This is a genomic window from Stenotrophomonas sp. 107298_Sma (assembly GCF_056480345.1).
Genome location: NZ_CM151094.1, coordinates 4,092,324 through 4,116,591, shown reverse-complemented (window position 1 = coordinate 4,116,591; position 24,268 = coordinate 4,092,324). Strand labels below are relative to the sequence as shown.

The 24,268-nt window shown below is 67.0% G+C and carries 23 protein-coding genes; 14 read left to right on the top strand and 9 right to left on the bottom strand.

Features of this window, described 5'->3' with window-relative positions:
* The first annotated feature begins 95 nt into the window (after positions 1 to 95).
* Complete coding sequence (locus tag ACZK2G_RS19085; RefSeq protein WP_478474120.1) at positions 96 to 296, top strand: hypothetical protein; 201 nt, start codon at positions 96 to 98, stop codon at positions 294 to 296.
* 105 nt (positions 297 to 401) lie between these two features.
* Positions 402 to 752 carry a VOC family protein gene (locus tag ACZK2G_RS19080; RefSeq protein WP_197617746.1) on the top strand — a complete coding sequence of 117 codons (351 nt, stop codon included), beginning with the start codon at positions 402 to 404 and terminating at the stop codon, positions 750 to 752.
* A gap of 16 nt (positions 753 to 768) precedes the next feature.
* Here ACZK2G_RS19080 and ACZK2G_RS19075 read toward each other — a convergent pair whose 3' ends face one another.
* A complete protein-coding gene (locus tag ACZK2G_RS19075; RefSeq protein ID WP_478474119.1) occupies positions 769 to 1,398 on the bottom strand; it encodes a TetR/AcrR family transcriptional regulator in 630 nt (209 codons plus the stop codon).
* Positions 1,399 to 1,523: 125 nt separating this feature from the next.
* Between ACZK2G_RS19075 and ACZK2G_RS19070 the strand changes: the two genes are divergently transcribed.
* Entirely contained in the window at positions 1,524 to 2,996 is a 1,473-nt protein-coding gene (locus ACZK2G_RS19070) for an MFS transporter (protein ID WP_478474117.1), read from the top strand.
* 11 nt (positions 2,997 to 3,007) lie between these two features.
* Here the strand turns inward: ACZK2G_RS19070 and ACZK2G_RS19065 are convergent, their stop codons facing one another.
* From ACZK2G_RS19065 to ACZK2G_RS19055, 3 genes are all read right to left on the bottom strand, one after another.
* Complete coding sequence (locus ACZK2G_RS19065) at positions 3,008 to 3,307, bottom strand: KGG domain-containing protein (RefSeq protein ID WP_046984795.1); 300 nt, start codon at positions 3,305 to 3,307, stop codon at positions 3,008 to 3,010.
* Positions 3,308 to 3,443: 136 nt separating this feature from the next.
* On the bottom strand, positions 3,444 to 4,118 hold the full coding sequence (locus tag ACZK2G_RS19060; protein WP_136638506.1) for a CerR family C-terminal domain-containing protein: 675 nt from the start codon (positions 4,116 to 4,118) through the stop codon (positions 3,444 to 3,446).
* A complete protein-coding gene (locus tag ACZK2G_RS19055; protein WP_136638505.1) occupies positions 4,111 to 5,367 on the bottom strand; it encodes a M24 family metallopeptidase in 1,257 nt (418 codons plus the stop codon). Before ACZK2G_RS19055 ends, ACZK2G_RS19060 begins: the two co-directional genes overlap by 8 nt.
* Before the next feature lie 208 nt (positions 5,368 to 5,575).
* On the opposite strand from ACZK2G_RS19055, the gene ACZK2G_RS19050 reads away from it, so the two are divergent.
* Positions 5,576 to 7,060 carry a DUF4434 domain-containing protein gene (locus ACZK2G_RS19050; RefSeq protein WP_308518098.1) on the top strand — a complete coding sequence of 495 codons (1,485 nt, stop codon included), beginning with the start codon at positions 5,576 to 5,578 and terminating at the stop codon, positions 7,058 to 7,060.
* A 5-nt stretch (positions 7,061 to 7,065) separates the two neighbouring features.
* Here the strand turns inward: ACZK2G_RS19050 and ACZK2G_RS19045 are convergent, their stop codons facing one another.
* Positions 7,066 to 7,530: a MarR family winged helix-turn-helix transcriptional regulator gene (locus tag ACZK2G_RS19045; protein WP_046984799.1), complete on the bottom strand. Its 465-nt coding sequence runs from the start codon at positions 7,528 to 7,530 to the stop codon at positions 7,066 to 7,068.
* A gap of 49 nt (positions 7,531 to 7,579) precedes the next feature.
* Here ACZK2G_RS19045 and ACZK2G_RS19040 point away from each other — a divergent pair, with 49 nt between their 5' ends.
* The 3 genes from ACZK2G_RS19040 to ACZK2G_RS19030 all read left to right on the top strand — a co-directional run bounded on the left by ACZK2G_RS19040 (position 7,580) and on the right by ACZK2G_RS19030 (position 12,225).
* Positions 7,580 to 8,491, top strand: coding sequence for a S41 family peptidase (locus ACZK2G_RS19040; protein ID WP_478475603.1), 912 nt, complete (start codon positions 7,580 to 7,582; stop codon positions 8,489 to 8,491).
* Between the two features lie 98 nt (positions 8,492 to 8,589).
* The gene (locus ACZK2G_RS19035; protein WP_046984801.1) at positions 8,590 to 9,483 is read left to right on the top strand and encodes an NAD-dependent epimerase/dehydratase family protein; all 894 of its coding nucleotides are present in this window, start codon (positions 8,590 to 8,592) and stop codon (positions 9,481 to 9,483) included.
* 210 nt (positions 9,484 to 9,693) lie between these two features.
* Positions 9,694 to 12,225 (top strand): methyl-accepting chemotaxis protein, encoded by a 2,532-nt coding sequence (locus ACZK2G_RS19030; RefSeq protein WP_478474114.1) that lies wholly within the window; start codon positions 9,694 to 9,696, stop codon positions 12,223 to 12,225.
* Between the two features lie 96 nt (positions 12,226 to 12,321).
* On the opposite strand, the gene ACZK2G_RS19025 is transcribed toward ACZK2G_RS19030, so the two are convergent.
* The gene (locus ACZK2G_RS19025) at positions 12,322 to 12,708 is read right to left on the bottom strand and encodes a DUF2628 domain-containing protein (RefSeq protein ID WP_046984802.1); all 387 of its coding nucleotides are present in this window, start codon (positions 12,706 to 12,708) and stop codon (positions 12,322 to 12,324) included.
* 217 nt (positions 12,709 to 12,925) lie between these two features.
* Here ACZK2G_RS19025 and ACZK2G_RS19020 point away from each other — a divergent pair, with 217 nt between their 5' ends.
* Positions 12,926 to 13,096 carry a hypothetical protein gene (locus ACZK2G_RS19020; RefSeq protein ID WP_169050326.1) on the top strand — a complete coding sequence of 57 codons (171 nt, stop codon included), beginning with the start codon at positions 12,926 to 12,928 and terminating at the stop codon, positions 13,094 to 13,096.
* 60 nt (positions 13,097 to 13,156) lie between these two features.
* Here ACZK2G_RS19020 and ACZK2G_RS19015 read toward each other — a convergent pair whose 3' ends face one another.
* Positions 13,157 to 15,202 carry a TonB-dependent receptor domain-containing protein gene (locus ACZK2G_RS19015; protein ID WP_478474112.1) on the bottom strand — a complete coding sequence of 682 codons (2,046 nt, stop codon included), beginning with the start codon at positions 15,200 to 15,202 and terminating at the stop codon, positions 13,157 to 13,159.
* 492 nt (positions 15,203 to 15,694) lie between these two features.
* On the opposite strand from ACZK2G_RS19015, the gene mdoH reads away from it, so the two are divergent.
* The 5 genes from mdoH to hemC all read left to right on the top strand — a co-directional run bounded on the left by mdoH (position 15,695) and on the right by hemC (position 21,608).
* On the top strand, positions 15,695 to 17,620 hold the full coding sequence (gene mdoH, locus ACZK2G_RS19010) for a glucans biosynthesis glucosyltransferase MdoH (protein WP_046984804.1): 1,926 nt from the start codon (positions 15,695 to 15,697) through the stop codon (positions 17,618 to 17,620).
* Between the two features lie 50 nt (positions 17,621 to 17,670).
* Positions 17,671 to 18,330, top strand: a complete 660-nt coding sequence (locus ACZK2G_RS19005) for an alpha/beta hydrolase (RefSeq protein WP_136638499.1) — start codon at positions 17,671 to 17,673, stop codon at positions 18,328 to 18,330.
* Between the two features lie 3 nt (positions 18,331 to 18,333).
* Entirely contained in the window at positions 18,334 to 19,377 is a 1,044-nt protein-coding gene (locus tag ACZK2G_RS19000; RefSeq protein ID WP_478474110.1) for a sensor histidine kinase, read from the top strand.
* Positions 19,378 to 19,387: 10 nt separating this feature from the next.
* On the top strand, positions 19,388 to 20,119 hold the full coding sequence (locus tag ACZK2G_RS18995; RefSeq protein WP_046984806.1) for a LytR/AlgR family response regulator transcription factor: 732 nt from the start codon (positions 19,388 to 19,390) through the stop codon (positions 20,117 to 20,119).
* A gap of 577 nt (positions 20,120 to 20,696) precedes the next feature.
* Positions 20,697 to 21,608, top strand: a complete 912-nt coding sequence (gene hemC, locus ACZK2G_RS18990) for a hydroxymethylbilane synthase (RefSeq protein WP_136639056.1) — start codon at positions 20,697 to 20,699, stop codon at positions 21,606 to 21,608.
* Between the two features lie 115 nt (positions 21,609 to 21,723).
* Here the strand turns inward: hemC and ACZK2G_RS18985 are convergent, their stop codons facing one another.
* Positions 21,724 to 22,500 carry a DUF481 domain-containing protein gene (locus tag ACZK2G_RS18985; protein WP_046987542.1) on the bottom strand — a complete coding sequence of 259 codons (777 nt, stop codon included), beginning with the start codon at positions 22,498 to 22,500 and terminating at the stop codon, positions 21,724 to 21,726.
* A gap of 107 nt (positions 22,501 to 22,607) precedes the next feature.
* Positions 22,608 to 23,210 (bottom strand): LolA family protein, encoded by a 603-nt coding sequence (locus ACZK2G_RS18980; protein WP_046987543.1) that lies wholly within the window; start codon positions 23,208 to 23,210, stop codon positions 22,608 to 22,610.
* An 81-nt stretch (positions 23,211 to 23,291) separates the two neighbouring features.
* On the opposite strand from ACZK2G_RS18980, the gene ACZK2G_RS18975 reads away from it, so the two are divergent.
* The gene (locus tag ACZK2G_RS18975; protein ID WP_046987544.1) at positions 23,292 to 24,263 is read left to right on the top strand and encodes a helix-turn-helix transcriptional regulator; all 972 of its coding nucleotides are present in this window, start codon (positions 23,292 to 23,294) and stop codon (positions 24,261 to 24,263) included.
* Positions 24,264 to 24,268: the final 5 nt, after the last annotated feature.

Sequence of the window (24,268 nt, the reverse complement as noted above, 5' to 3'; positions counted from 1 at the left end):
TAATTATTTGTGACGCTTGCGTTCACTCCGTCTCCCGGCGTCCTCGCTACGGTGGCCTGGCCTGGAGTCACCAGGCCTATCAAGGAGTGATGTCGATGCGTGCTTTCAGGAAAGTAATCGCAGGTGCCGTGTTCGCATTGGCCTGCAGCGGCTCTGTTGCCGTGGCCGGGCCGATTCCGCCCTGCGATCTGCCCTGCTGGAAGGCCTATCAGGCGTGTCTGTCCGGTGGCGGTGATGCCATGGAATGCCAGTACGAGTACGACCGTTGCATCATGGAGCGCTGTGGCGCCGTCTAAGCCCAGCCATGATGGGCTGTTGGCGCGCCCCGTCTCCGACGGGGCTCTTCTGTTTACGCGCAAGGTCGGGCAGTCTCGACGTGTCCTTTCCAACGGAAGCGTGCCATGGCCGTCAAACGCGTCGTCGCCAACATCGCCACGTCCGATCCGTCGCGCGCCGCCGCGTTCTATGGCGACCTGCTCGACATGGCCGTGCTGATGGACCACGGCTGGATCGTCACCCATGGCGGCCAGGGCAGTGCGCTGGCACAGGTCAGCTTCGCCAGCGAAGGCGGCGCCGGAACCCCGGTGCCGGACCTGTCGATCGAAGTGGACAACCTGCAGGAGGTGCTGGAGCGCATGCGCGCGGCCGGCATTGCGCTGGAGTACGGTCCCGTTGATGAACCCTGGGGCGTGCGCCGCTTCTTCGTGCGCGACCCGTTCGGGCGGTTGTTGAACATCCTGGCCCACGCCTGAGCGAAGGGGCTGCCTCTCAGCGGCGTTTGCCACCACGCGCCGAGGCGGGCGAGATGCCGACCATGCGGAGGCAATCGGCCACCACCGCCGCGATGAAGGCGTCTGCATCCTGGGCCGGTGCCGCGATCAGGTCGTCGGTGGCGCCGTGTACGCCAGCATAGATCAACGATGCGGTGACCTGCGGTGCCGGCAACTGCCACAGGCCGGCGGCGATGCCCGCCTCGAGGATCTCCCGCAGCTGCTTCTGGATCGCATTGCGTTCGGCATTGCCGCGCTGGTGATGGTGGTGGTTGGCGAACACCACGTCGTGCAGCGCATGGGTACGCACGTAGAGCTCGATGTTGGCGCGGATCCAGGCACGCAGGCGCGCCACGCCATCATTGGCGGGCTGCTGCTGCACGGCCAGATCGACCTCCTCCATGAACTGCCGCGTATAGCGCTGCGCCAGCGCCTGCAGGATTTCGGTGCGCGAGGCGAAGTAGGTATAGAAGGTGCCCTTGGCCACGTCGGCGGCAGCGACGATGTCGCTGATGGTGGTCGCTTCCACGCCCTGCGACAGGAACAGCGCCTGCGCGGCGTCCATCAGTTCTTCCTGGCGGGTTTCGGCGGGCTTGGTGCGGGGCCTGGCGACAGCTGGGGTCTGCATGGTGGGCGTGGTCCGGGTGCGGCGGCCACCATTCTAGCTGCCCTGTGCAGACGACTGACCGTCAGTCATTGACCGACGGTCAGTCAGTGGCTACGATGCGCGCATGTCCTCCGCGGGATCCGTTCATGCATCGCTTCCAACGGCCGGCCCTGGTGCTGGCGGCTTATCTCGGCACGTTCCTCGCCTCGCTGGACATCAGCATCGTCAACGTCGCCCTGCCGGCCCTGCAGCAGGCACTGCGGACCGACATGGCCGGCCTGCAGTGGGTGATCAATGCCTATGCGATCGCGCTGTCAGCGCTGATGCTGTCGGCCGGTCCGCTCGGGGACCGCTATGGCCATCGGCGGATGTGGCTGCTCAGCGTGGCGACCTTCACTCTCGGCTCGTTGCTCTGCGCCTGTGCCGGCAACCTGTCGATGCTGGTGGCCGGGCGCGCGGTGCAGGGCGTCGCTGGTGCGCTGTTGATTCCCAGCGCGATGCCGATCCTCAGTCATGCGTTTCCTGATCCGCGCCAGCGTGCACGTGCGATCGGCGGCTGGTCGGCGTTCAGTGCCCTGGCCCTGGTGCTTGGACCGCTGCTGGGCGGGGTGCTGGTACAGCGTGCCGGTTGGCCGAGCATCTTCCTGATCAACCTGCCGTTGGGCCTGCTGGCGCTCATACTCGGTGCCTGGGGTATTGCCGAACGCCTGCATCCAGAGCATGCCGCGCTGGATCCTGCCGGGCAGCTGCTCAGCATCGTCGCACTGGGTGCGCTGAGCTACGGCCTGATCGCGATCGGCGAGCATGGTCTGCTGGCCCCGTTGACGCTGCTGGCGTTGGGCGTCGCAGCCGCCGGGTTGATCCTGTTCGGCATCGTCGAACGCGTGGTGACACGACCACTGCTGCCCCTGGACCTGTTTGCCAGCCGCCGCTTCGGCATGCTCAACCTGGCTTCGTTCGTGCTGGGCTTCACCGCCTATGCCAGCCTCTTCTTCCTGTCGCTGTTCTTCCAGCAGGCACAAGGCCATGGTGTGGCACTGGCGGGAACGCAGCTGGTCCCGCAGTTCCTGTTGATGGGCGCGCTGTCGCTGCTGTTCGGCCGGCTGGTTACCCATATCGGCCTGCCGACCGCACTGGTGTTGGGCTATGCCCTGACCGGGGTGTCGCTGTTGGCGATGACCACGTTCGAACCGGATACGTCACGCTGGCACGCCAATGCACTGCTGATGCTGCTTGGCGTTGGAATGGGCCTGGCGGTGCCGGCCACCGGCATGGCGGTCATGGCCAGCGTACCCCCCGAGCGCGCGGGTATTGCCTCGGCCACGATGAACGCATTGCGCCAGGCTGGCATGAGCCTGGGTATCGCCTTGCTGGGCAGCCTGATGAGCATGCGTGCGGTGCAACAGTTCGCCAGCTCCGCACAGGTTGCCGGGCAGTCAGGGGTGGCCGAGCAGGCGCGCGCGCTGGTTCTGCGGCACACCTCGATGGTGTCCACACCGCAGATGCTGGCCTGGTACCGCAGCGCTATGGCCAGTGGCTTTGGCTGGGCGATGGCCGTGGCGGGTGCAATGGCTCTGCTGGCGGCCATCGGCCTGCAGCGGCAGCGGTTGCGGGACTGACTACGGGCTACTCATCCCTGCTGGCGCTTCGGGTCGTCCGCCAGGGTCGTGGACTGGCCCTGCTGCTGCTGCCGCGTATTGGCGTGGCGCGCATGCCCGCCTTCGCGACCGATCGCAGCCATGTGCTGTCGATCACGGCTGATCGCTTCGCCGCCTTTGCGACCCGCGACGCGCGCTTCAGCAGGACTGAACTCATGTGCGTTGCCGGACGCATGCGCAGCGCGTCCACCCTTGGCAGCGATCTCGCGCTGCTTGCCCTGGTCCATCGAGGCGAAACCCCGATTGGAGGTGCCGCGTTGCTGGTCAGCCATGTGAAATCTCCCGTTGCGTGGGTGTCGCCGCGTTCGACGACGGCGACCATCGTTGGCCATGGCACGCTAAGTCCAGGTCGCCATCTTCAGGGTCGCTTTCACCTGGCCTGCGCATCCGGTTGACGGTGATGCCCATTCAGGCTGGCGCCGCGCGTGCTGCCGCCAAGGCCATGCCGCCGACGATGGCTGCGATCGTCTCAACTTCGGCTGCCGCTGCTGTTGCTCCAAGCCGTGTCTGCAGGGCGCCGTGCGAGACAGCGAAGACGATTGCCTGACCGAGCAGGGCGTGGGTGCGCAGCAGCGTCTCAGTGCTGGATGCATCGGTGCCTCGCAGACGGGCCACGCACTCGGCCAACGCGCCATGCAGCGGCCCGAACAGCTCACGGTGGGCGCTGGCGAATGCAGCCGTCGGCTGGATCTGCTCCCGGGCCAGCAACAGGGTCCGTGGGCCTGCATCGGATGCAGCCAGCAGCGCGTGCACGAATGCCCGCATCAGCCGCTGCAACTGCTGTGCGGCCTGGCGTGGACTGGAGGGTGGCACGCTGGGCAACGGCAGCTGTTCGGCGATGGCCTGTGCGGCGCGCTTGAGCACGGCGGCATACAGTTCCAGCTTGCCGCCGAAGTGGTAGGGAATGGCTGATTGGCTGCAGCCCGCTATGTCCACCAGCTGGCGAGTGCGCACGCCCTCCACGCCGAACGCGCTGAACAGCTGAAGCCCGGCCTGCAGCAGTCGGGCTCGGGTCTGCTCGCTGCGCGTCTCGGCTGCCCGCTGTCGCGCCGGTGTCTGCAGGTGGGCGATGAACTCAGGCATCGGCCCGCATCAACCAGGTGGAGTTTTCGTTGAGGGCTACGCCGGCGTTCTCGCCGACGATGACCGTACCGCCGATGTTGGCCATGTGCCGGCCGAACGCGCAGTTTGGTTCGAAGGCGAAGCACATGCCGGCCTGCAGGGGCAGTTCGCGCCCGACGGTCGGCAGCGGCGCGATATGCGCATATCGCGTGGCCTCCGGCAGCGCTTCGATGCCCGGTGCACGGCCGAAGCCAACCGGTCCATAGGGGTTGAGGCTGTGGACCAGCGGGTGCACATGCCAGCCACGGGCCTCCAGCAGGGGGGCTTCCATCGCGTCGACGACATCGCCGAAGGTATTGCCCACGCGCAGTGCGGACAGGCCTGCCTCGTAGCTGCTGCGGGCAACGGTGGCGGCGCGATGGATGTCGTCGTGCACCTCGCCGATCGCAACCGCAGCCTGGTGCTGGGTTTCCATCAGCCCGTACAGGGCGAAGATCTCCGACAACACCAGATCACCATCGCGCAGGACGCGCGGCGGCTGCGCACGGTACTGCCAGGCGGGTGGCCCCCAGCCTACATACTCTGGACCCGAGCCGAGCAGCACTTCGGCGGTATAGCCCCCCAACGAGAAACAGGTGGCGGTCACTGCGGCAACCAGTTCGGCTTCGGAAACACCAGGGCGAGCAGTGGCACGCAGCGCCTCGCTCATCGATTCACCGATCCAGGCGGCGTGCGCGATCAGCGCCAGTTCCTCCTGGCTCTTCACCGAGGCACGCTGGAAGAACGCCCGAAACACCGGTACGAATTCCGCGCCCGGTACCGCCGCCTGCATGCCCTGCAGGGTGCGTGCGGGCATCGCACCGTCGAAGTAGAACGGCGGATAGGGCTCCAGCCCCAGCACGCCGATGCGTGCCGAGTACAGGCCGCACTGCTGCAGCCAGCGGCCGACTTCCTGACCGGATTTCCCTACCCAGAGTTGCTCGGGTGCGATCCATTGCAGGTCGCCGCGCAGGCCGGCCTGGAGGTGGTCGGCGATCATCAACGAGGCGAAGGTGAATACCCGTGGCGGCTCGTCGCCGACGAATACCACGATCGAGCCCGGGCGATCGTTGGTGAAATAGCAGTCCGGGGAAAAGCCAGCCGGGGCGGCAGCCTCCCGATCGCCATGCACGACCAGTGCATCGAGCTGCTCACTGGCCATGAGGTCGCGGGCCAGGGCCCAGCGGCGATTGCGTTCGTCCAGGCTTAGTGGTGCCGGTGGCGTGCGCATGAGAAGAGCTCCAAGGGGAAGGTGCGCGCAGGCTCGATCACGCAGATGAATGAATCAACCGCTTGAAATGGGTTCGAGTGTGCTCTGCCGCGGGTGCAGCGGAAGTGGGCGATTGCGCAGCCGTGCCGGTGATCGCGGCGTGGTGCCGGCCGATGTTGCTAGGATGGGCGACGACGCCACTCACCTGGCCTCGACAGGGACGTAGAAAATGAACAGGATTGGATTGATCGTGGTGCTGGCATGTGCCGCGCCGGCCCACGCCGCCAGCAGCCTATTGACCGGCAGCTTCGTCCACGTTGGCTATTCGGCCAACGATGAGCAACTGCCCGCTGCGCAGTTGCCGCTGTTCCTGGACGAGCTGCAGGACCTGGGCAACGATACGATCATCCTCGGCCAGACCCGTGCCACGCGCGCTGGCGTGGGATGCGCCAGCGGCGTGCAGGACTTCGAATGGATCGCCGGTTTCCCCGGCAAGCTTGGCACGGTGCTTGATGCTGCGGCGGCGCGCGGCATGAAGGTCGTGGTCGGCACCACCTACAGTTCGGGACAATGCGGCGCCTTCTGGCAGGGCCGGAACGCGACGGCGGTGGCGCAGGATGCAGCGCAGGCGTTGGCCCAGCTCGGCCAGCAGTACGGTTCGCATCCGGCCTTTGCGGGCTGGTACATCACCGACGAGCCGGCACAGGCGTCGGCTGATCGTGCGCCCTTCTATCGTGCGATCGTGACGGCGCTCAAAGGCAGCACGCCTTCGCGGCCGGTGATGGTCGCGCCCTACCTGGCGTCATCCAGCGTCGATCCGGCCAGTGTGGCCAACGCTGCAGCGGCGTTCCGCACGGCCACCGGCGTGGACGTGCAGATCTGGCAGGATGGCATCGGCGCGGCCTCGCATGCCAGGTTGTTCCAGTGGGACCGCCCGGGACATTCCACCGAGGAGTATTTCCAGGCGCTGTCGGCAACGCTGGGTGCTGACGGCCTGTGGGCCGACATCGAACTGTTCAACCATGGCAGCCCGTTGTTTATGGATACCGGCAACGGGCTGTCCGGCGCCTACCGGCCGGCCTCGGTACAGCGCATCAACCAGCAGTTGTGGAGTGCACGTTCGGCTGGCAAACGCGTTGCCTGGCTCAACCAGTACCACATGTCCGAGGTGGTCGGCCCTGGCCAGGGCCATGTCGAAGCGCCACGGATGATGAACACCTACCGCGGGTTGTATGGCCTGGGTGCCTCATACATCGTCGATCCGGTGCAGACCACCTACAGCTACAGCGTGGCGCCGGATGCGAACTATCCCGACGGCACAGGCCACGAGCTGTTCGACCGCCGGGTGGGCGATCCGCGCAACCCGATGGATGCCGGCTGGGTGGGCGTGCATGGCAACGTCGCCGTCACCATCGATCTCGGCCAGCGCCGGCAGGTGGACTGGATTGGCCTGCACACGATGACACGCCCCGCCTGGGGCATTCTCACTCCCACCTCTGTGGAAGTGATGTGTGCCGAGCCGGGCACGCCTGCCGTAAAGATCGGCGCGCTGTCAGCGCCCTTCACCCAGGCCGGGCTGAGCGCTTCAACCGAAGAGGAATACGTGCTGGGCAACGTGGCACCGCTGGCCGCGCAGTGCCGCACACTGGAGCTACGCGTGGCCAATGGCAGCTGGACCTTCCTCAGTGAAATCGAGATGGCGGCGGAGCAGTAAGGGCGTCAGCGCACGCGCCCATCGCGCAGTCGCTGCGCGAAGGGTCGCTGTTCAAGCGCTTGCAGCGTGTCGCGCAGCACCTGCTCCAACGACTGCCCGAGATCGACGTCCAGGCTGCGTGCCGCGCGCGCCGTCGCCTGCCACTGCGCCTGCAGCGCCGGCAGCGACTGCAGTGCATGCGGGCTCAGTTGCAGGATGCGCTCGCGACTGTCTTCGCCGACGGCGGTGTGCAGCCAGCCGTCGCGCACCATCGCTGAAACCGTCTGGCTGAGCGCCGAATGGCTGAGCCCGCAGGCCAGCGCCAGGTCCTTGATACGGCAGGGCCCCTGCGCCATCAGCGTGCGCAGCACCGGCGTGTAACGCGGCCGGTAGTCCAGTTGCAGATCGCGATAGGCCTGCTCGACGGCCGGGTCGAGCTGATCAAGAAGAGCACGTAGCAGGGTGCCCAGGGTGGCATGTTGGAGATCCATGGTCGTGATGATATATAAGCACTTACATATCATCAATGCGGGGTGGGGCATGGCGGTTTCGTGGATGCTTGGCGCGCTGCTGGCAGCCTCCTGCCCTGCACAGGAGGCGGTGCTGCAGGCGGCGGCCACGGCCATACAGGCGCAGTACCTGGACGCGGCGGAAGGTGCCCGCATCGCCGATGCCCTGCGTGGTTGGTCGAACGAACAGCGCTACGCCGATACGTGTGCGGATCCGAAGGCCTTCAGCTTGCGCCTGAACCAGGACCTGGACGTATTCGATGGCCATTTCCACGTCGAGCGGGTGGATGCCAGCGCCGGACAGGACGATTGGCTGATGGCCTGGCGCGCCGACGCCCGCAGCAACGGTGCCGGCGTGCGCGAGGTAAAGGTGCTGGAGGGCAATATCGGTTACCTGCGGCTGAGCACTTTCTATCCGCTCGACCTGGCCAGGCCGAAGCTGTCTGCTGCCTTCACCCTGCTGGCCGACACCGATGGGCTGGTGCTGGATCTGCGCCAGAACGGCGGCGGTGATGACGGCAGCGCCGACCTGCTGGTGCGTACCTTGCTGGATGCGAACATCACCCAGGTGCAGGCACTGGAGCAGCGTGGCCGACGTACCCCGGTGCCGTTGCCACCGGCGAGCCTGCCGGCGTACCTGAAGCTGCTGGTGGTACTGATCGACCGCCGCACCGGCTCGGCTGCCGAATATGTCGCCTTTTCGTTGCAGGCGCTGGGTCGCGCGCGCATCGTTGGCAGCCGCAGTGGCGGTGCCGCACATATGTTCGATGATCCTGTGCTGCTGCCGGATGGCTATCAGATCAGCATTCCGGACCGGCAACCGATCAATCTCCGCACCGGTGGCAACTGGGAGCGCACCGGTGTCAGGCCCGACGTCGCCGGTGGTGACGATCCATTGTTCGTCGCCCGTCAGTTGTTGGCCATGCCGGCGTCGTCAAGATGAACGCACAATTGCAACCATGCCCTATCGCAGACGACATGCAGCGTGCCTAGAATCGATGCATCCCGGTAGTTCCCGGGCGCTTCGAGTGAATGGACTCAATGAAGATTCTGTTGACCGGCAGTTCCGGGCGGATCGGGCGCGCGATCTTCGGCGCGTTGGCGGCGGCCCATGAAGTGGTGGGGCTGGATCGCAGTCCGTTCGCCACTACGCGCATCATTGCCGATGTCACCGATCGTCAAGCGGTCACGCGGGCGGTGCAGGGTGTCGACGCGGTCATCCATACCGCGGCGCTGCATGCCCCGCACGTCGGGCTGGTGCCGGATGCGGTGTTCCAGCAGATCAACGTGGACGCCACCGCACACCTGCTGCAGGCCGCGCGCGAGGCCGGTGCACGGCGCTTCGTGCTGACCAGCACCACCGCCCTGTACGGTCACGCGGTGGTGGCCGGCGGCTGCCGCTGGATCGACGAGGACACCGAGCCCCTGCCGCGCACCATCTACCACCGCACCAAGCTGCAGGCAGAGGCCCTGGCCGAAGCTGCAACCGCGCCGGATTTCAGTGTGCGCGTGCTGCGCATGGGCCGTTGCTTCCCGGAACCGCCCGAGCGCATGGCGATGTTCCGCCTGCACCGTGGCATCGACGCACGCGACGTGGCCAGCGCGCACGCCGCGCTGCTGCTGGATGAAGGCGCTGCCTTCGCCCGCTATCTCGCCTGTGCACCGACCCCGTTCCGGCGCGAGGACTGCCTGGAGCTGGCCACCCAGCCGCGTAACGTGCTGGCCCGGCGCGCGCCACAGCTGCTGGCCGAGTTCGAACGCCGCCGTTGGCCGTTGCCGCTGAGCATCGATCGCGTCTACGACAGTGCCCGTATGCGGCGGGCGTTGGGGTGGCAGCCGCGCTTCGGCCCGGACGATGTGTTGCAGCAGTACGCGGCTGGCAGCATCGAAGTGCTGCCGCGGGCGGAATGGATCAAGGACCGCGTGGCCGAATAGGGCGGCAGCAGGGCGGGTTCCTGACCCGACCCTGAGTACGTTCAGCAATGTGCAGGACGGCCGCCTCAACCTCGTTGGCGGGCGGCCGCTAACCCGGTGCGCTTCCTGTGCTGGGCCCGGCCCGGCGACCGGTGGCCTGCGCGATGGATCGCGCGCCTGCGCGGTGCCCTCGCGGTGCCGGTCGTCCTGAACTGCCTTGCGGATCCTTCCATGCCTTCTTCCCGCTCCGTCGCCGCCCGCCGCCCGGGCAGCATCGCCCACAAGCTGATGCTCGGCACCGCCGTGATCGCGCTGCTGTGCTTCGGCCTGACCGCGTTCCTGATCTATCGCCAGGCCAGCGCCAGCCTGGTCAATGCCTCGCGCCAGACCATGGCCAGCGAAGCCACCGCCGAGGCACGCCAGGTCGCGGCCGACCTCGGCACGGCTTTCGCCAGCAACGATGCCATGGTTGAAAGCGTGCTGGCCCAGCGTGCCCGTGGCGACGTGCCCGATCGCGCCAGCCTGGCGGCGGTGCTCGGCGAACAGCTGCGTACCCATCCGGAATGGCTGGGCAAGAGCACCATGTGGGAAGCTGATGCCTTCGATGGCAAGGATGCCGAGTTCGTCAACACCGAGGCGCACGATGCCACAGGTCGCTACATGAGCTACTGGGCCTGGCACGATGGCACGCCGCAGCAGTCGACGATGACCGACTACACCGAGACCGCCAGCGGCTCCGGCGACTGGTACATGGTACCCAGGCGCGACAAGCTGGCGAAGGTGAGCGAGCCCTACGCCTATGACATCGGCGGCCAGCAGGTGCTGATGAGCACGCTGAGTACGCCGATCGTCGAAAACGGTACGTTCCTCGGCGTGTTTACCGTCGACTTCTCGCTGGCCGCGCTGCAGAAGCACCTGGCCACGCTGAAGCCGATGGGCGCCGGCCGCGTCGAGCTGCTCTCGCCCAATGGCGTGGTGCTGGCTTCGGCCAATCCCGCTGAAATCGGCAAGCCGCGCAGCGATGCACTGACCCGCAGCATGCTGGCCGACATCGCCGCCGACCGCCGCTTCGAAGCCTTCACCCCGGATGCGGCCGGCAACGTGCGTGTGTACGTACCGCTGCGCGTGGGCGATGCCCCGCAGCGCTTCGCGCTGGGCGTGGTGATGCCGCATGCGGTGATCGTGGCAGAGGCGCGCCAGCTGCTGTGGCTGACCCTGCTGGTCGGTGTGGTGGCCGCCTTGACCCTCAGTGCGGGTGTCTACGTGCTGCTGCGCCGCCTGGCGATCAGGCCGCTGGCCGAAGCGGTGCGCGTAGCCGGCGATGTCGCCGCGGGCAAGCTGGACAGTGCGCTGCCGACGCGCAGCAATGACGAAGTGGGGCGCCTGCTGGAGGCGATGCAGGGCATGCGCGGCCAGCTGCAGTCGGTGATGGCCGCGCAGTCCGAAATGGCGCGTCGCCACGATGCCGGCGAGCTCAGCTACCGCATGGACGCCTCTGTATTCCCCGGCGAGTACGGCCGCATGGTGGCCGACAGCAACCAGCTGGTAGCCTCCAGCAATGCGGTCACCCAGCGCCTGGTCGAGGTGATGCAGCGCTACGCAGTGGGTGACCTCAGCGTGGACATGGAAGCATTGCCGGGCGAGAAGGCAGTGTTCAGCGCCGCGATGGCCACCACCAAGAGCAATCTGGCGGCGATCAACGATCAGATCCAGCAGCTGGCTGCTGCAGCCGCTGCCGGTGACTTCGCGGTGCGCGGCGACGCCCTGCGCTTCGACCACGATTTCCGCCGCATGGTCGAAACCCTCAATACCATGATGGAGGTCAGCGACCACAACCTGGCCGAGCTGTCGACGCTGCTGCGCGCGATCGCCGCCGGCGATCTGAGCGCGCGCATGCAGGGTGACTTCCATGGGGTGTTCGCGGTGATGCGCGACGATGCCAACAGCACCGTGCAGCAGCTGACCCGGATCGTTGGCCAGATCCAGCAGTCGGCCGCCAGCATCCGCCTGGCCGCCGGTGAGATTGCCGCCGGCAACAGTGACCTGTCACGCCGCACCGAGCAGCAGGCGGCGAATCTGGAAGAAACCGCCGCTTCGATGGAAGAACTGACCTCCACCGTGCGTCAGAACGCCGACCACGCGCTGCAGGCCAATACCCTGGCGGGCTCCGCTGCAGGTGTCGCCAGTGAAGGTGGCCAGGTGGTCAGCCAGGTGGTGCAGACCATGGAGCAGATCGAGGTCTCCTCGCAGCGCATTGCCGAGATCATTTCGGTGATCGATGGCATCGCCTTCCAGACCAACATCCTGGCACTGAACGCGGCAGTGGAGGCAGCACGCGCCGGTGAGCAGGGCCGTGGCTTCGCTGTGGTCGCCAGTGAAGTGCGCGCGCTGGCCCAGCGTTCGGCGGGTGCTGCCAAGGAGATCAAGGGGCTGATCGACGCATCGGTGGCACAGGTCGGTGCCGGAGCGCAGCTGGTACACGGCGCCGGACGCACCATGCAGGAGATCGTTGGCCAGGTCGGCCGGGTCAACGAGATCATGGCCGAGATCTCGGCGGCGTCGCGCGAGCAGTCGGCGGGCATCGAGCAGGTCAACCAGACCGTGGTGCAGATGGACGAGACCACCCAGCAGAACGCTGCGCTGGTGGAGGAAGCCAGCGCCGCAGCGCGGGCGATGGAAGAACAGGCCGAGCAGCTGGCGGTGGCGGTATCGCGCTTCCGGCTGCAGGCCGAGCCGGTAGCCGCGGCACGCTACGCGGCCTGAGCCGCGGCTGGCACAAATGAAGACGCCCGGCAAAAGCCGGGCGTCCTTGTTTCAGCTTGCTGGCATGCCGGTACCGGGTCCGGCAATCGCAATCGTTCAGAACATGCCTTCGAAGGGGTTCCAGCTGGCTTTGCCCTTCACCTGCTCCAGGTAGTAGCTGTAGTTGGTGCTGGCGGCGACCAGGAAGTTCATGGCAATGAACAGTGGACGCGCAACGACATCCGGCAGGAACAGGGAGACGATGCCCAGCACGATGCCGATGCCGATCACCACCAGCGCCTTGCGCCACATCCCCAGGATGAGCAGGTAGATGAAGCCGAAGAAGAACGCGAAGAAGTTGATGTTGATCTTCAGGCGGTCGCCGAAGGACAGCGCCTTCCAGGCGTGTTTGAATCCCGGCTCCTTGGGAGCACCGTGCTGCTGGAAGAAGTTGAAGCGGAACTGCCACTTCGGGCTGAAGCGGGTGAGGTCGACTGCGTTCATTGACGATTACGTCCTTGTAGGAAAACGATTACATGATACGAGGCCGCCGGTTCAGGAAACTACCCTCAACCGTCAAAAATGTGACGCGCCCAGCATGTGCAGGTCTGCGGCGGGGCGCCGCACCGTCACCCATCCGCCTTGTTTTTAGGATAGGGTGCGCAGTTCCGCCGCCGCCCCAGCTGATTCCGGGCAGCGGCGGGATGTCCATGGAGGTTGCATGACCACACCTGCTACACCGGAAAACGCACCGGGACCGGTGCTCCTGCCGACACCTGAAGTGGTGCAGGCACAACAACTGCTCGCACGCCAGCAACTGGCGGTGGCAATGGACCGTGCGCGCACGGCGGCCACGCAGAACGCGGCACCGGCCGCGCTGGAAAGCGAGTAACCCGCAACACCGCCGATCGCGCTGGCCAGCCGCCAGCGCGATCGCGGCGCGCGTCGCCGGTCAGAAGCGCGCGGTCATGCTCAGGAAGTAACTGTGCCCGGCCACGAAGTAGTCGGTGGAGCCTTCCGCGTACAGCTTCTTGTCGGCCAGGTTGCTGACGCCACCACGCAGGGTCAGTACCTCGTTGACGTTCCAGGCGGCGGTCAGGTCATACAGGGTGTAGGCCTTGAGGAAGGTCGTCGCCGTGCCGGTCTGCTTGCCGGTGTACTGCGCCGACAGGCTGCTGGAGAACGTCGTGTTGGGCGTCCAGTCCAGCGACGAGTAGCCCGAGAACTCCGGGGTATCGATCAGGTTCCTGCCGGTGGTCAGGTTCTTGGCTTCCTTCATCCAGGTCGCCGAGGTGCGCCAGCGCCAGTGCTCGCCGAAGCGGACGTTCAGGTTGCCTTCCATGCCGCTGGTACGCGCGCGCTGCACGTTGCTCATGCGCGTCCACCAGATGCCGTTGAACTTGCCCAGCGGTGCGTATTCGATCTTGTTCCTGAAGTCGGTATGGAAATAGGTCAGGCCGGCATCGACCAGGTCGTTGTCGAAGCTGATGCCGATCTCGCGGTTGGTGCTGGTTTCCGGATCCAGGTCCGGATTGCCGGCCATGTAGCAGCCGCCACGGGTATAGCCCAGCGGGATCAGCGAGGTGCAGCCACGGCCGCCGGACTGGGTGGCAGCGCTGGGCGAGTTCTCGGTCAGGCTGGGCGCACGGAAGCCCTTGGAGACGCCACCGCGGACCGTCCACTGTTCGGCCGGATGCCAGACCAGGTACGCACGCGGGCTGACGTGGCCGCCGAACTTCTCATGGTGGTCCAGGCGCGCGCCCAGGGTCAGGGCCAGCGTGCGGTGCAGCTTCAGCTCGTCCTCGACGAACAGCGCCCAGGTATCCACCTGCAGGTCGGAGCCGTTGACCGCGTTGCCTGCGTAGTCGATCGGCGCGCGGCCGATGGTGTCGGTGTTGGTCAGTTCCTGGCGCTTCCACTGGCCACCCACGGCGAACTGGTGTTCAACACCCAGGGTGAACGGCGTGGTCAGGCTGCCCTCGATGATCGTATCGGTAGCCTCGGAGCGGCCGGTGGCGCCGATGTCATTCTTGTACTCGGTCCAGTACGCGCTGATCTTCGAGTTGCCGAAGCTCCACTTTCCATCGTGGTTGAGCGCCAGCGAACTGCGCTTGAGTTCACTGGCACCCCAGGCGCCTTCGTCCTGCTTTTCCAGCGAGGCATCGATGAAGGCCTGCTGCACGCCATGGCCGGCTTCCAGCGACAGTTCCTGCGCATCGCTGAGCTTCCATTGCAGCAGTGCGTCGACGTTGCGGTCCTTCTCGCCGGCATAGGCATTGCCGTAGACGCCGCCGTTGGACTGGTCCGAATCGCGGCGCATGCTGTTGGCACCGATGCGCAGGCCGAAACGTTCGCCGAGCGGGCCGGAGAAGGTCGCGCCGATCTGCTGGGTGTCACCGCGCTTGCCGTCACTGGGGCGGGTGTAGCTGTGGGTGGCGCTGCCGTTCCATTCGTCGCCGATGCGGCGGGTGATGATGTTGATCACGCCGCCCATGGCGTCGGAGCCGTACAGCGACGACATCGGCCCGCGGACCACTTCGATGCGCTCGATCTGGTCGGGCGAGATCCAGTTCAGATCCTGGCGGCCAAGGTCGGGTCGATAGTTGGTCGAGGCCGAACTGCCCATGCGCTTGCCGTCCACCAGCACCAGCGTGTAGTTGGACGGCATGCCGCGCAGCTTGATCTTGGACTGCTCGCCAACGGCGCTGAGGCCGCCTGTCACGCCCGGAACGCGGCTGAGCAGGGTGGCCAGGTCATGCACCGGCTGGCGCGCGATGTCCTCGCGGCTGATCACGCTGATGCTGGCCGGGGCATCCTTGATCCATTGCTGGTTGCCCGAGGCGGTGACCACCACGGTATCCAGGTCCTTGGTGGAGGCATCGGCACTGGCTTCGGCGGCGGCCAGGCCGGGGAGGGCAAGCAGGCAGGCGGCAGACAGGGCGGTGGCCAGGCGGGTGCGCGGCAGGCGCGCACTACGGAGGTGGGACGACAGGGACATGACGGCTTCCATCGGAGGAGGGAGACCCGGTGGAAGCAACAGGCGCAAGCAGTCAGCAGGCAGCCCCTTCCATGGGTCGTTGGGCGCGCGGCTCGAACCGGCGCAGCTGGGTGGGTCTCGGCCGCACGAAGACGGTGACCTGCCTGGTTAATGAAATGATAACCGTTCGCGTTTGTTACGATCCAGTACCTGGGGCGATGAAGCGACATCCACCTGGCCCGCCCGGAGATCGCCTGCTGTTTGCTGAATGGGGGTAAATCCCGGCGTAGACCTTCGCGCGCGGCTTACATCCAGCGCCCTAGACTGGCGCCGCATTTTCGATTCCGCCCCGTTGGAGATCGTGTGGGTTCCGGTAGTGACAGACATCGACTGTGCGGCCAAAGGCCGGCACAGCCAGGACAAGTGCGGGCGCCGGGAAGGCGCGCCGGGAACCTTCGTGCATGCAGCCCGGCCGGGATGGCCGGCCGTGCCGACTGCGCGGAGTAGGCGGCGATGGGGGGGCAAACCATCCACGCGGAAGCGGATACGCCCCGGCTTGACGCCGGCTGGGCGCTGCTGCCTGCTGAATCGCCACTGCAGATGCCCGAGCAGACCCTTCGCGACGGCCAGCTGAAGGTCCGCAGGCATCGCACATCGCCGCGCATGATCGGCCTGCGTCGGCTGTACATCTTCGGCGGCACCTTCGCCATGACCGCCATCGCCACCCGGATGATGTGGCGGGTGCTGTCGGCCAATGGCATCAGTGTGCTCGAGGCCTGCCTGCTGGTGCTGTTCGTGGGGCTGTTCGCGTGGATCGCACTGTCCTTTGCCAGCGCCGTGGCCGGCTTCCTGACCGCGGTGTTCGACCGTGGCTACCGCCTCGGCATCGACCCGGACAAACCGCTGCCGACCGTGCACAGCCGCACCGCGCTGCTGATGCCGACCTACAACGAAGACCCGCGACGGCTGCTGGCCGGCCTGCAGGCGATCTACGAATCGGTGGCCGCCACCGGGCAGCTGGAACGTTTCGACTTCTTCGTGCTCAGCGATACCCGCCGCGAAGACATTGCACGGGCCGAGGAGCAGGTATTCGCCGAGCTGCGCGAGCGCGTGCCCGACGGCCAACGACGGCTGTTCTACCGCCGCCGCGGTGACAACGGCGCGCGCAAGGCCGGCAACATCGCCGACTGGGTGCGCCGCTTCGGCGGAGCCTACCCGCAGATGCTGATCCTGGATGCCGACAGCCTGATGACCGGTGACAGCATCGTGCGCCTGGTTGCCGGCATGGAACACAACGCCGACGTTGGCCTGATCCAGACCCTGCCCTCGGTGATCGGCGGCCGCACCCTGTTTGCCCGCATGCAGCAGTTCGGTGGCCGCGTGTACGGTCCGGTGATCGCCCGCGGCGTGGCCTGGTGGCACGGTGCCGAGAGCAACTACTGGGGCCACAACGCGATCATCCGCACGCGCGCCTTCGCCGATCAGGCCGGCCTGCCGGCGCTGCCGGGCCGCAAGCCGTTCGGGGGCCATGTGCTCAGCCACGACTTCGTCGAAGCGGCGCTGATGCGTCGGGGTGGCTGGGCCGCGCACATGGTGCCGTACCTGGGCGGCAGCTATGAGGAAGGTCCGCCGACCCTGACCGACATGCTGGTGCGCGACCGCCGCTGGTGCCAGGGCAACCTGCAGCACGGCAAGGTGGTGGGCAGCCGCGGCCTGCATTGGATCAGCCGCGTGCACATGCTGATCGGCATCGGCCATTACTTCACCGCGCCGATGTGGGCGATGCTGATGCTGATCGGCATCGCCATCCCGTTGTTCCAGGAGGGCATCGACTTCAACGCCCTGCTGCACCTGTCGCCCAGCGTGTACTGGCGCGCCCAGGACGAGGAACAGGTGGTACGCCTGTTCGCTGCGACCATGGCGGTGCTGCTGATGCCCAAGGTCCTGGGGTACCTGGCGATGCTGCTGGACCCGGTCGACCGTCGCGGCTGCGGCGGCGCGATCCGCGCATTCGTGTCGATGCTGGTGGAGACCGTGCTGGCCGCACTGATGGCGCCGGTGGTGATGTACGTGCAGTCGCGTGGCGTGGCCGAAGTGCTGTCCGGCCGCGATTCGGGCTGGGACGCCCAGCAGCGCGACGACGGCGGCATTTCCTGGATGGCGCTGATCCGCGGTTACGGTGGCCTGGGCGTGTTCGGCGCCTTCATGGGCGTGCTGGCGTGGGCGGTGTCGCCGTCGCTGGCGGCGTGGATGGCACCGGTGGTGATCGGCATGGTGCTGGCCATTCCGGTGGTGGCACTTACGTCCTCGCGGGGCCCGGGCGCCTTCCTGCATCGCCTTGGCCTGCTCGATATCCCCGAGGAGAACATCCCGCCACCGGTACTGGTGCGCGCCGCCCAGCTGCGCCGGGAAGCGGCCGAGCAACCGCCGCTGTACTGATTCCCCTGTGCCAGCGGCATAATGCGGCTCGAACTTGAAGGAGCCGCATCATGCTGCAAACGGTGGAACAGGAAACCGGCGCTTCGCCGCAGTGGTCGGTGATCTGGCTGCACGGCCTTGGTGCCGATGGCCATGACTTCGCGCCGATCGTGCCGGAACTGGTACGCCCACACTGGCCGGCGCTACGTTTCGTGTTCCCGCATGCACCGGTGCGGCCGATCACGATCAACAACGGCGTGCCGATGCGCGGTTGGTACGACATCGTTGGCATGGACTTCCGTTCGCGTGCCGACATGACCGGCGTGCAGGAATCGGTACTGCAGCTGGATGCGCTGATCGCCCGTGAGATCGAACGCGGCATCGCGCCGGAAAAGATCTTCCTGGCCGGTTTCTCGCAGGGCGGTGCCATCATCCTCACCGCCGCGCTGTCGCGTACCGCGCCGCTGGCCGGCCTGATTGCGCTGTCCACCTACCTGCCCGAAGCCGAGGCGGCCAAGCGTATTGAAGGTGCAGTGCAGGTGCCGGTGTTCATGGCCCACGGCAGCGCCGATCCGGTGATTCCGCAGGCAGTGGCCGCGCACAGCGCGCAGGCACTGCAGTCGCTGGGCCTGGCGGTGGAATGGCATAGCTACCCGATGGCCCACCAGGTCTGCGCTGAAGAGATCCAGGCGCTGGGTGACTGGCTGCAGGAACGCCTGGGCGTCGCCTGAGCCATGCCCCCGGCCAGCACACCGCCGTGGATGCCGGAACTGTGCCGCCTGCCACGGCTGGCGGCGATGCTCGGCCTGGCCGAGCTGGTCGTGGTGGTGCTGGCCCTGGCGCCCGACGGCAGCCGCCACTGGACCTTTGGCGAACTGCTGTCGGCCAGTGGCTTTGCGCTGTGGCTGGCGCTGGCGGTGACCGCCAGCCTGTGCCTGCTGCGGCAAGCGCTGTCGAAGCTGCCGCAGATGCTGGGCGCGGCCGCGGCGATTGCGTTGGCGGCGCTGATCGCGGTGATCTGCGCCGGCATCGTCCACGCCCTGTATGCGGTGCTGGGGGACAACTTCGCCAGCGGCATCAGCTTCTGGCGCTTCACCCTCGGCAGTGCCGCAACCACCGCACTTATCACCGCACTGGCCCTGCGCTACTTCTATGTGAGTGATCGCTGGGCCGCACAGGTGCAGGCCAACGCGCGCGCGCAGGCCGATGCGCTGCAGGCACGGATCCGCCCGCATTTCCTGTTCAACAGCATGAACCTGATCGCCAGCCTGCTGCATCGCGACCCGGCAGTGGCCGAGCGCGCGGTGCTCGACCTGTCCGATCTGTTCCGCGCAGCCTTGGGTGCGGGCGAGGGCGATTCCACCCTGCGCGACGAATGCGAGCTGGCCGAGCGCTACCTGTCGATCGAATCGCTGCGCCTGGGCGAACGCCTGCAGGTGCGCTGGCAGCGCGACGAACCGCTGCCATGGGACCTGCCATTGCCGAGGCTGGTACTGCAGCCACTGGTGGAGAATGCCGTGCTGCACGGCATCTCGCGCCTGCCCGAGGGCGGCACCATCGAACTGCAGCTCGTCCGCGAGGGCAATGAGCTGCAGATCCGCGTACGCAATCCGGCGCCCGATCCGCAGGCCCCGGGGCTGGCCCTGGCGCGGGGCGCGGGTCATGCCCAGCACAACATCGGCCATCGCCTGGCCTGGCGCTTCGGCAGCACCGCGCGGATGACGGCTGGCTGGAGCGAGGGCTACTATGCCTGCCAGGTGACAGTGCCGATCCAGTGAGGGGACGATCGTGAGGGTAGTCATCGCCGATGACGAACCGCTGGCACGCGAGCGGCTGCGCAGCTTGCTGGCAGCGCAGGAAGGCGTGGATGTAGTGGCCGAGGCCGGCAACGGCGAGCAGGCCCTGCACGCGTGCGCGGAACTACAACCTGACCTGGTCCTGCTGGATATCGCGATGCCCGGACTGGATGGCCTGGAAGCCGCCCGCCACCTGGCCAGCTTCGAGCCGCGCCCGGCGGTGGTGTTCTGCACCGCCTACGACGCGCATGCGCTGTCGGCGTTCGAGGCGGCCGCGATTGATTACCTGATGAAGCCGGTACGTGCCGAGCGCTTGGCGGCCGCCATCGCGCGGGCACGCACGTTCCTGGCCGGCCGTGACGGCCAGCCGCAGGACCACCGCGGGCAGCAGGCCCGCAGCATGTTGTGCGCGCGCCTGCGCGGCAGCCTGCGCCTGATTCCGCTGGACGACATCCATTACCTGCAGGCCGAAGAGAAGTACGTGGTGGTGCACCACGCGCGCGGCGAGGATCTGATCGAGGAGTCGTTGAAGTCGCTGGAAGAAGAGTTCGCCAGCCGCTTCATCCGCATCCATCGCAACTGCCTGGTGGCGCGCCACGAACTGGTCGAGCTGCGCCGTGGCACGGGTGGGCAGGTGCAGGCGGTGCTGCGGCATGGCAAGCAACCGCTGGAAGTCAGCCGCCGCTGCGTGGCGACACTGAAGCAGGAACTGCGGCATCTGTAGGTTTTCCGCGCGGCCTGCGGCCGCGACTGCTTCGAAATCAACAGCAACAGCAACAGCAACAGCAACAGCGGGTTGGTCGGCTCTGTATTGCTGCGCGTATGGCGCAACGGTGTGGACATGCAGGGGACGCCGTGAACCCATCCATGGGGGCTTGGTCGCCGCATCCATGCGGCTCACACCCCTGCATGCCCACACCGTTCCGCCTTCGACAGATTTCAGCGTCGGACGGCAAAGGCATTGTTGTTATCGGGCGGGGATAGAGGGGTCAGATCCCTTTTCCTGCGGAAAAGGGATCTGACCCCGGACGCCGCCGGCTGTTGCTTCTGCTTCTGCTCTTTCTTTTTTCTTTTGATCTTCCGTGGCTGACGCACACGGAAACTGTCAGAGGCCGGGCGGGGTGGGTGCGCGGGGGTGTCCGCGGCATGGATGCCGCGGCCAAGCCCCCAAGGATGGGTTTACGGCGTCCCCCGCGCACCCACCCCGCCCGGCCAAGCACAGCTGTTGCTTGCACGACCACACCAGCCACGAGGGGCTCCGCCGTTGGCCGTATCCCGCCGATAGGCGCGATAATGACCGGATGGAAACCGTCCGCATCGCCACCCGCAAGAGCCCGCTCGCCCTCTGGCAGAGCGAACACGTCGCCGACCGCCTGCGCCAGGCACATCCCGATCTGCACGTGGAACTGGTGCCGATGAGCACCCGCGGCGATGAAGTGCTTGACCGCTCGCTGGCGGCCATCGGTGGCAAGGGCCTGTTCCTCAAGGAACTGGAACTGGCCATGCTGCGTGGCGAGGCCGACTGCGCGGTGCACTCTTTGAAGGATGTGCCGATGGAACTGGATGCGCCGTTCGCGCTGCCGGCGATGCTGACTCGCCACGATCCGGCCGATGGCTTTGTTTCCAACTTGTATGCCTCGCTGGATGCGCTGCCGATCGGTGCGCGCGTCGGCACATCGTCGCTGCGTCGGCAGGCGCAGCTGCGTGCGCTGCGACCGGACCTGCAGCTGCTGGACCTGCGCGGCAACGTCAACACCCGCCTGGCCAAGCTCGACAACGGCGGCTACGACGCCATCGTGCTTGCGGTGGCCGGGCTGGAGCGGCTGGGGCTGGGCGAGCGCATCGTCGCCCGCCTGCAACCGCCGCAGTGGCTGCCGGCGCCGGCACAGGGCGCGGTTGCGGTGGAATGTGATGGCAGCAATGCGCGCTTGATGGCGCTGTTCGCCGGCCTGGATGACGCGGCTACCCGTGCCTGCGTCGAGGCCGAGCGGGCGATGAACCGTGCGCTGCATGGCAGCTGCCACGTGCCGGTAGCGGCGATCGCGCAGTGGCAGGGGCAGGATCTGCACCTGCAGGGGCTGGTCGGCAGTGCCAGTGATGGCCGCGCGGTGCGCGCCGAGGCGATCGGCCCGGCCAGTGACCCGGAAGCACTGGGCCAGCGCGTGGCGAAGATGCTGCTGGATGCCGGTGCCGGCGAACTGCTGAACGTCTGAGGCATCGCAGGTAGTGCCGGCCGCTGGCCGGCAACCTCGTGCCCCGATTGAATGCAGTTGCCGGCCAGCGGCCGGCACTACCGAAAGAAGAACGGGCGCCTTTGGCGCCCGTTTCTTATTTGAATTTGTAGACCACGTTCATCGTGGTCAGCGTATCGGTCTTGCGCTTGTCCTCGGCCACGTCACTGTTGTAACGCGCCTGCCAGCCGGCCTTCAGCGCCAGGTGCTCGTTCATGCTGACCGAGACGCCGAAGTCGTTCTGGCCGAAGGTGTTGTACGAACCCGATTCGACCAGGAGGGTGTTGACCAGGTCGGTGTTGTCGGTCAGCGAGTACTTCAGGTCGAACAGGCCACGACCAATCATGCCGGTGCGGGTGCGGTCGTCTTCGGTGCTGTGGGTGCGGCGCACACCGGGGCCGATCTGCGCGTCGAACGAGAAACGCTCGGTGTTCCACAGGCGGGTGCCGTAACCCAGACCGAACGAGCTCTGGCGGTCGTAGGTGGCGAAGTCGTCACGCTCGGTACGTACCGTCGCGGTCAGCTGGCGATGCTCGCCCAGCTGCAGCGCGCTGCCGGCACTGCCGGTGTAGCGGTTGGCGGTGGTGTTGTTGCGGCGGGTGGTGGTGCCGTCGTCGTTGGTCTCGGTCACCTTGGAGCTGGAGCGCAGGCCGAACAGGTCCATGCTGTGCACCCAGTCGCCGTCGGTGTAGCGCAGGCGCAGGCGACCGTTGAAGCTCTCGGTGCTGCTGTTGCCGCGTGCCGAGGCGAAGCCGAGCTCGCCGCCGCTGCCGCTCCACGGCGAAGACATCGCCGCCAGTTCGGAGGCGTCCTGCGCATACGCAAGCGGCGCGCACAGCAGCAGGGGGATCAGCAGGGACACACGCAGGGACATCGGGGCTTCTCCGAAGCGGTTGACAGCCGGTGATGATACTGGAAGCGTGATGGCGGTCCGAATCGATCCAAAACGCGCTTCAGGAAACGTTCCTGCCGCCAGCCCATTCAGGGTAGATCGACGCGCAATGCCGGGTCGTTGAAGCGCGAATAGCGCAGGCGCAGCTGGAAGCTGCGGCCGTTGCTGCTGCCACTGCGTACGATCTGCCGAGGCAGGCCCTGCGCGTCCACCCAGTACTCCATGCGTTCGCCGGGCTGGGCGCCGCGCAACCGGTAGTGGCGGGTTTCGACCCCATCCAGGGACTGGCTGCCGAGGTCTTCGGCCCGCAGGTCGGCGGGCAGGGCATCGGCCGGCAGCGGGTTGCGCCATTGCTCAAGCAGGCCCGGCGGGGTCGGGACCTGGCGGACCCCGCCGTCGGCCTGCAGGAACATGGTGTCGCCGATGATCGTCTGCGGTCCGGCCGCGGTCTGCAGCCGGAATCGATCGGGGGCGACGAAGTCCATGGCGCTGCGCACAGGTTCCGGCGCACCCAGCACCTCCAGCTCGGCATGGAAGCTGCGCAGGGTGGCGAAGCGTTGGCTGGCCGCCAGCACTGCCTGCGCCGGATCGGCGGCAGGGACGGCGGCCTCAGTGCCGGCCGGAGCCGGTGCGCGATCGCAGGCGGCCAGCAGCAGGCAGGCCAGCAGGGGCAGGGCAGGCAACCGGCGCATCGGGTGTTCCATGGGGCGGGGGGCGCCCACGATAGCCCAAACGTCCCACACAAGACCCGCGACTCGGACATAATCGGGGGTATGGACCGATACGAACGCATCACCGCCCTGCATCGTCTGCTCAAGTCCGCGCGCTATCCGGTGACGGTGGCGACCCTGCAGGACAAGCTCGGTTGTTCCCGCGCCACCGTCTACCGCGACCTGGCCTTCCTGCGCGATGCGCTGATGGCACCGATCGAGGGCGACGGCGAGGCCGGCTTCCGTTACCAGGCCGACGAGAGTGACCGCTTCGAGCTGCCCGGCCTGTGGCTGAGCTCGGAGGAGCTGCACGCCCTGCTGGCCTCGCAGCACCTGCTGGCACGGACCGGCGGCGGCGTGCTGTCCTCGGTGCTGGCACCGCTGCAACAGCGCATCGAGAGCCTGCTGGCGGCCCAGGCCGGCGTCTCCAACTGGCCGGTGGACCGTGTGCGGGTGATCCCGCACCGTGGCCGCAAGTTCGACGAGGGCAGCTTCCGCAGCGTGGCCTCGGCCGTGCTGGAGCGCCGCCAGCTGGCGTTCGAGTACCGCGCACGCTCCACCGACGAGCCGACCAAGCGCACGGTCTCGCCGCAGCGCCTGACCCATTACCGCGACAACTGGTACCTGGATGCCTGGGACCACGACCGCGAGGCCCTGCGCAGTTTCGCCGTGGACCGCATCCACAAGGCGCGGGTGGTCGACAGCACCGCCCGCGACGTGGCCGACAGCGAGCTCGACGAACAGCTGGGCGCCAGCTACGGCATCTTCTCCGGTGCACCGAAGGGCTGGGCGACCATCCTGTTCAGCGCCAAGGCCGCGCGCTGGGTGGCCGACGAACACTGGCACTCCAAGCAGCAGGGCCGTTTCCTGGCCGACGGCCGCTACGAGCTGAAGGTACCGTACAGCGTCTCCCGCGAACTGCTGATGGACGTGCTGCACTACGGCTCGGATGCCGAGATTGTCGAACCGGTGATGCTGCGCGAGCAGGCCAAGGCGCTGCTTGAGCTTGCCCTGAGCAACTACGACAACTCCTGACCCTC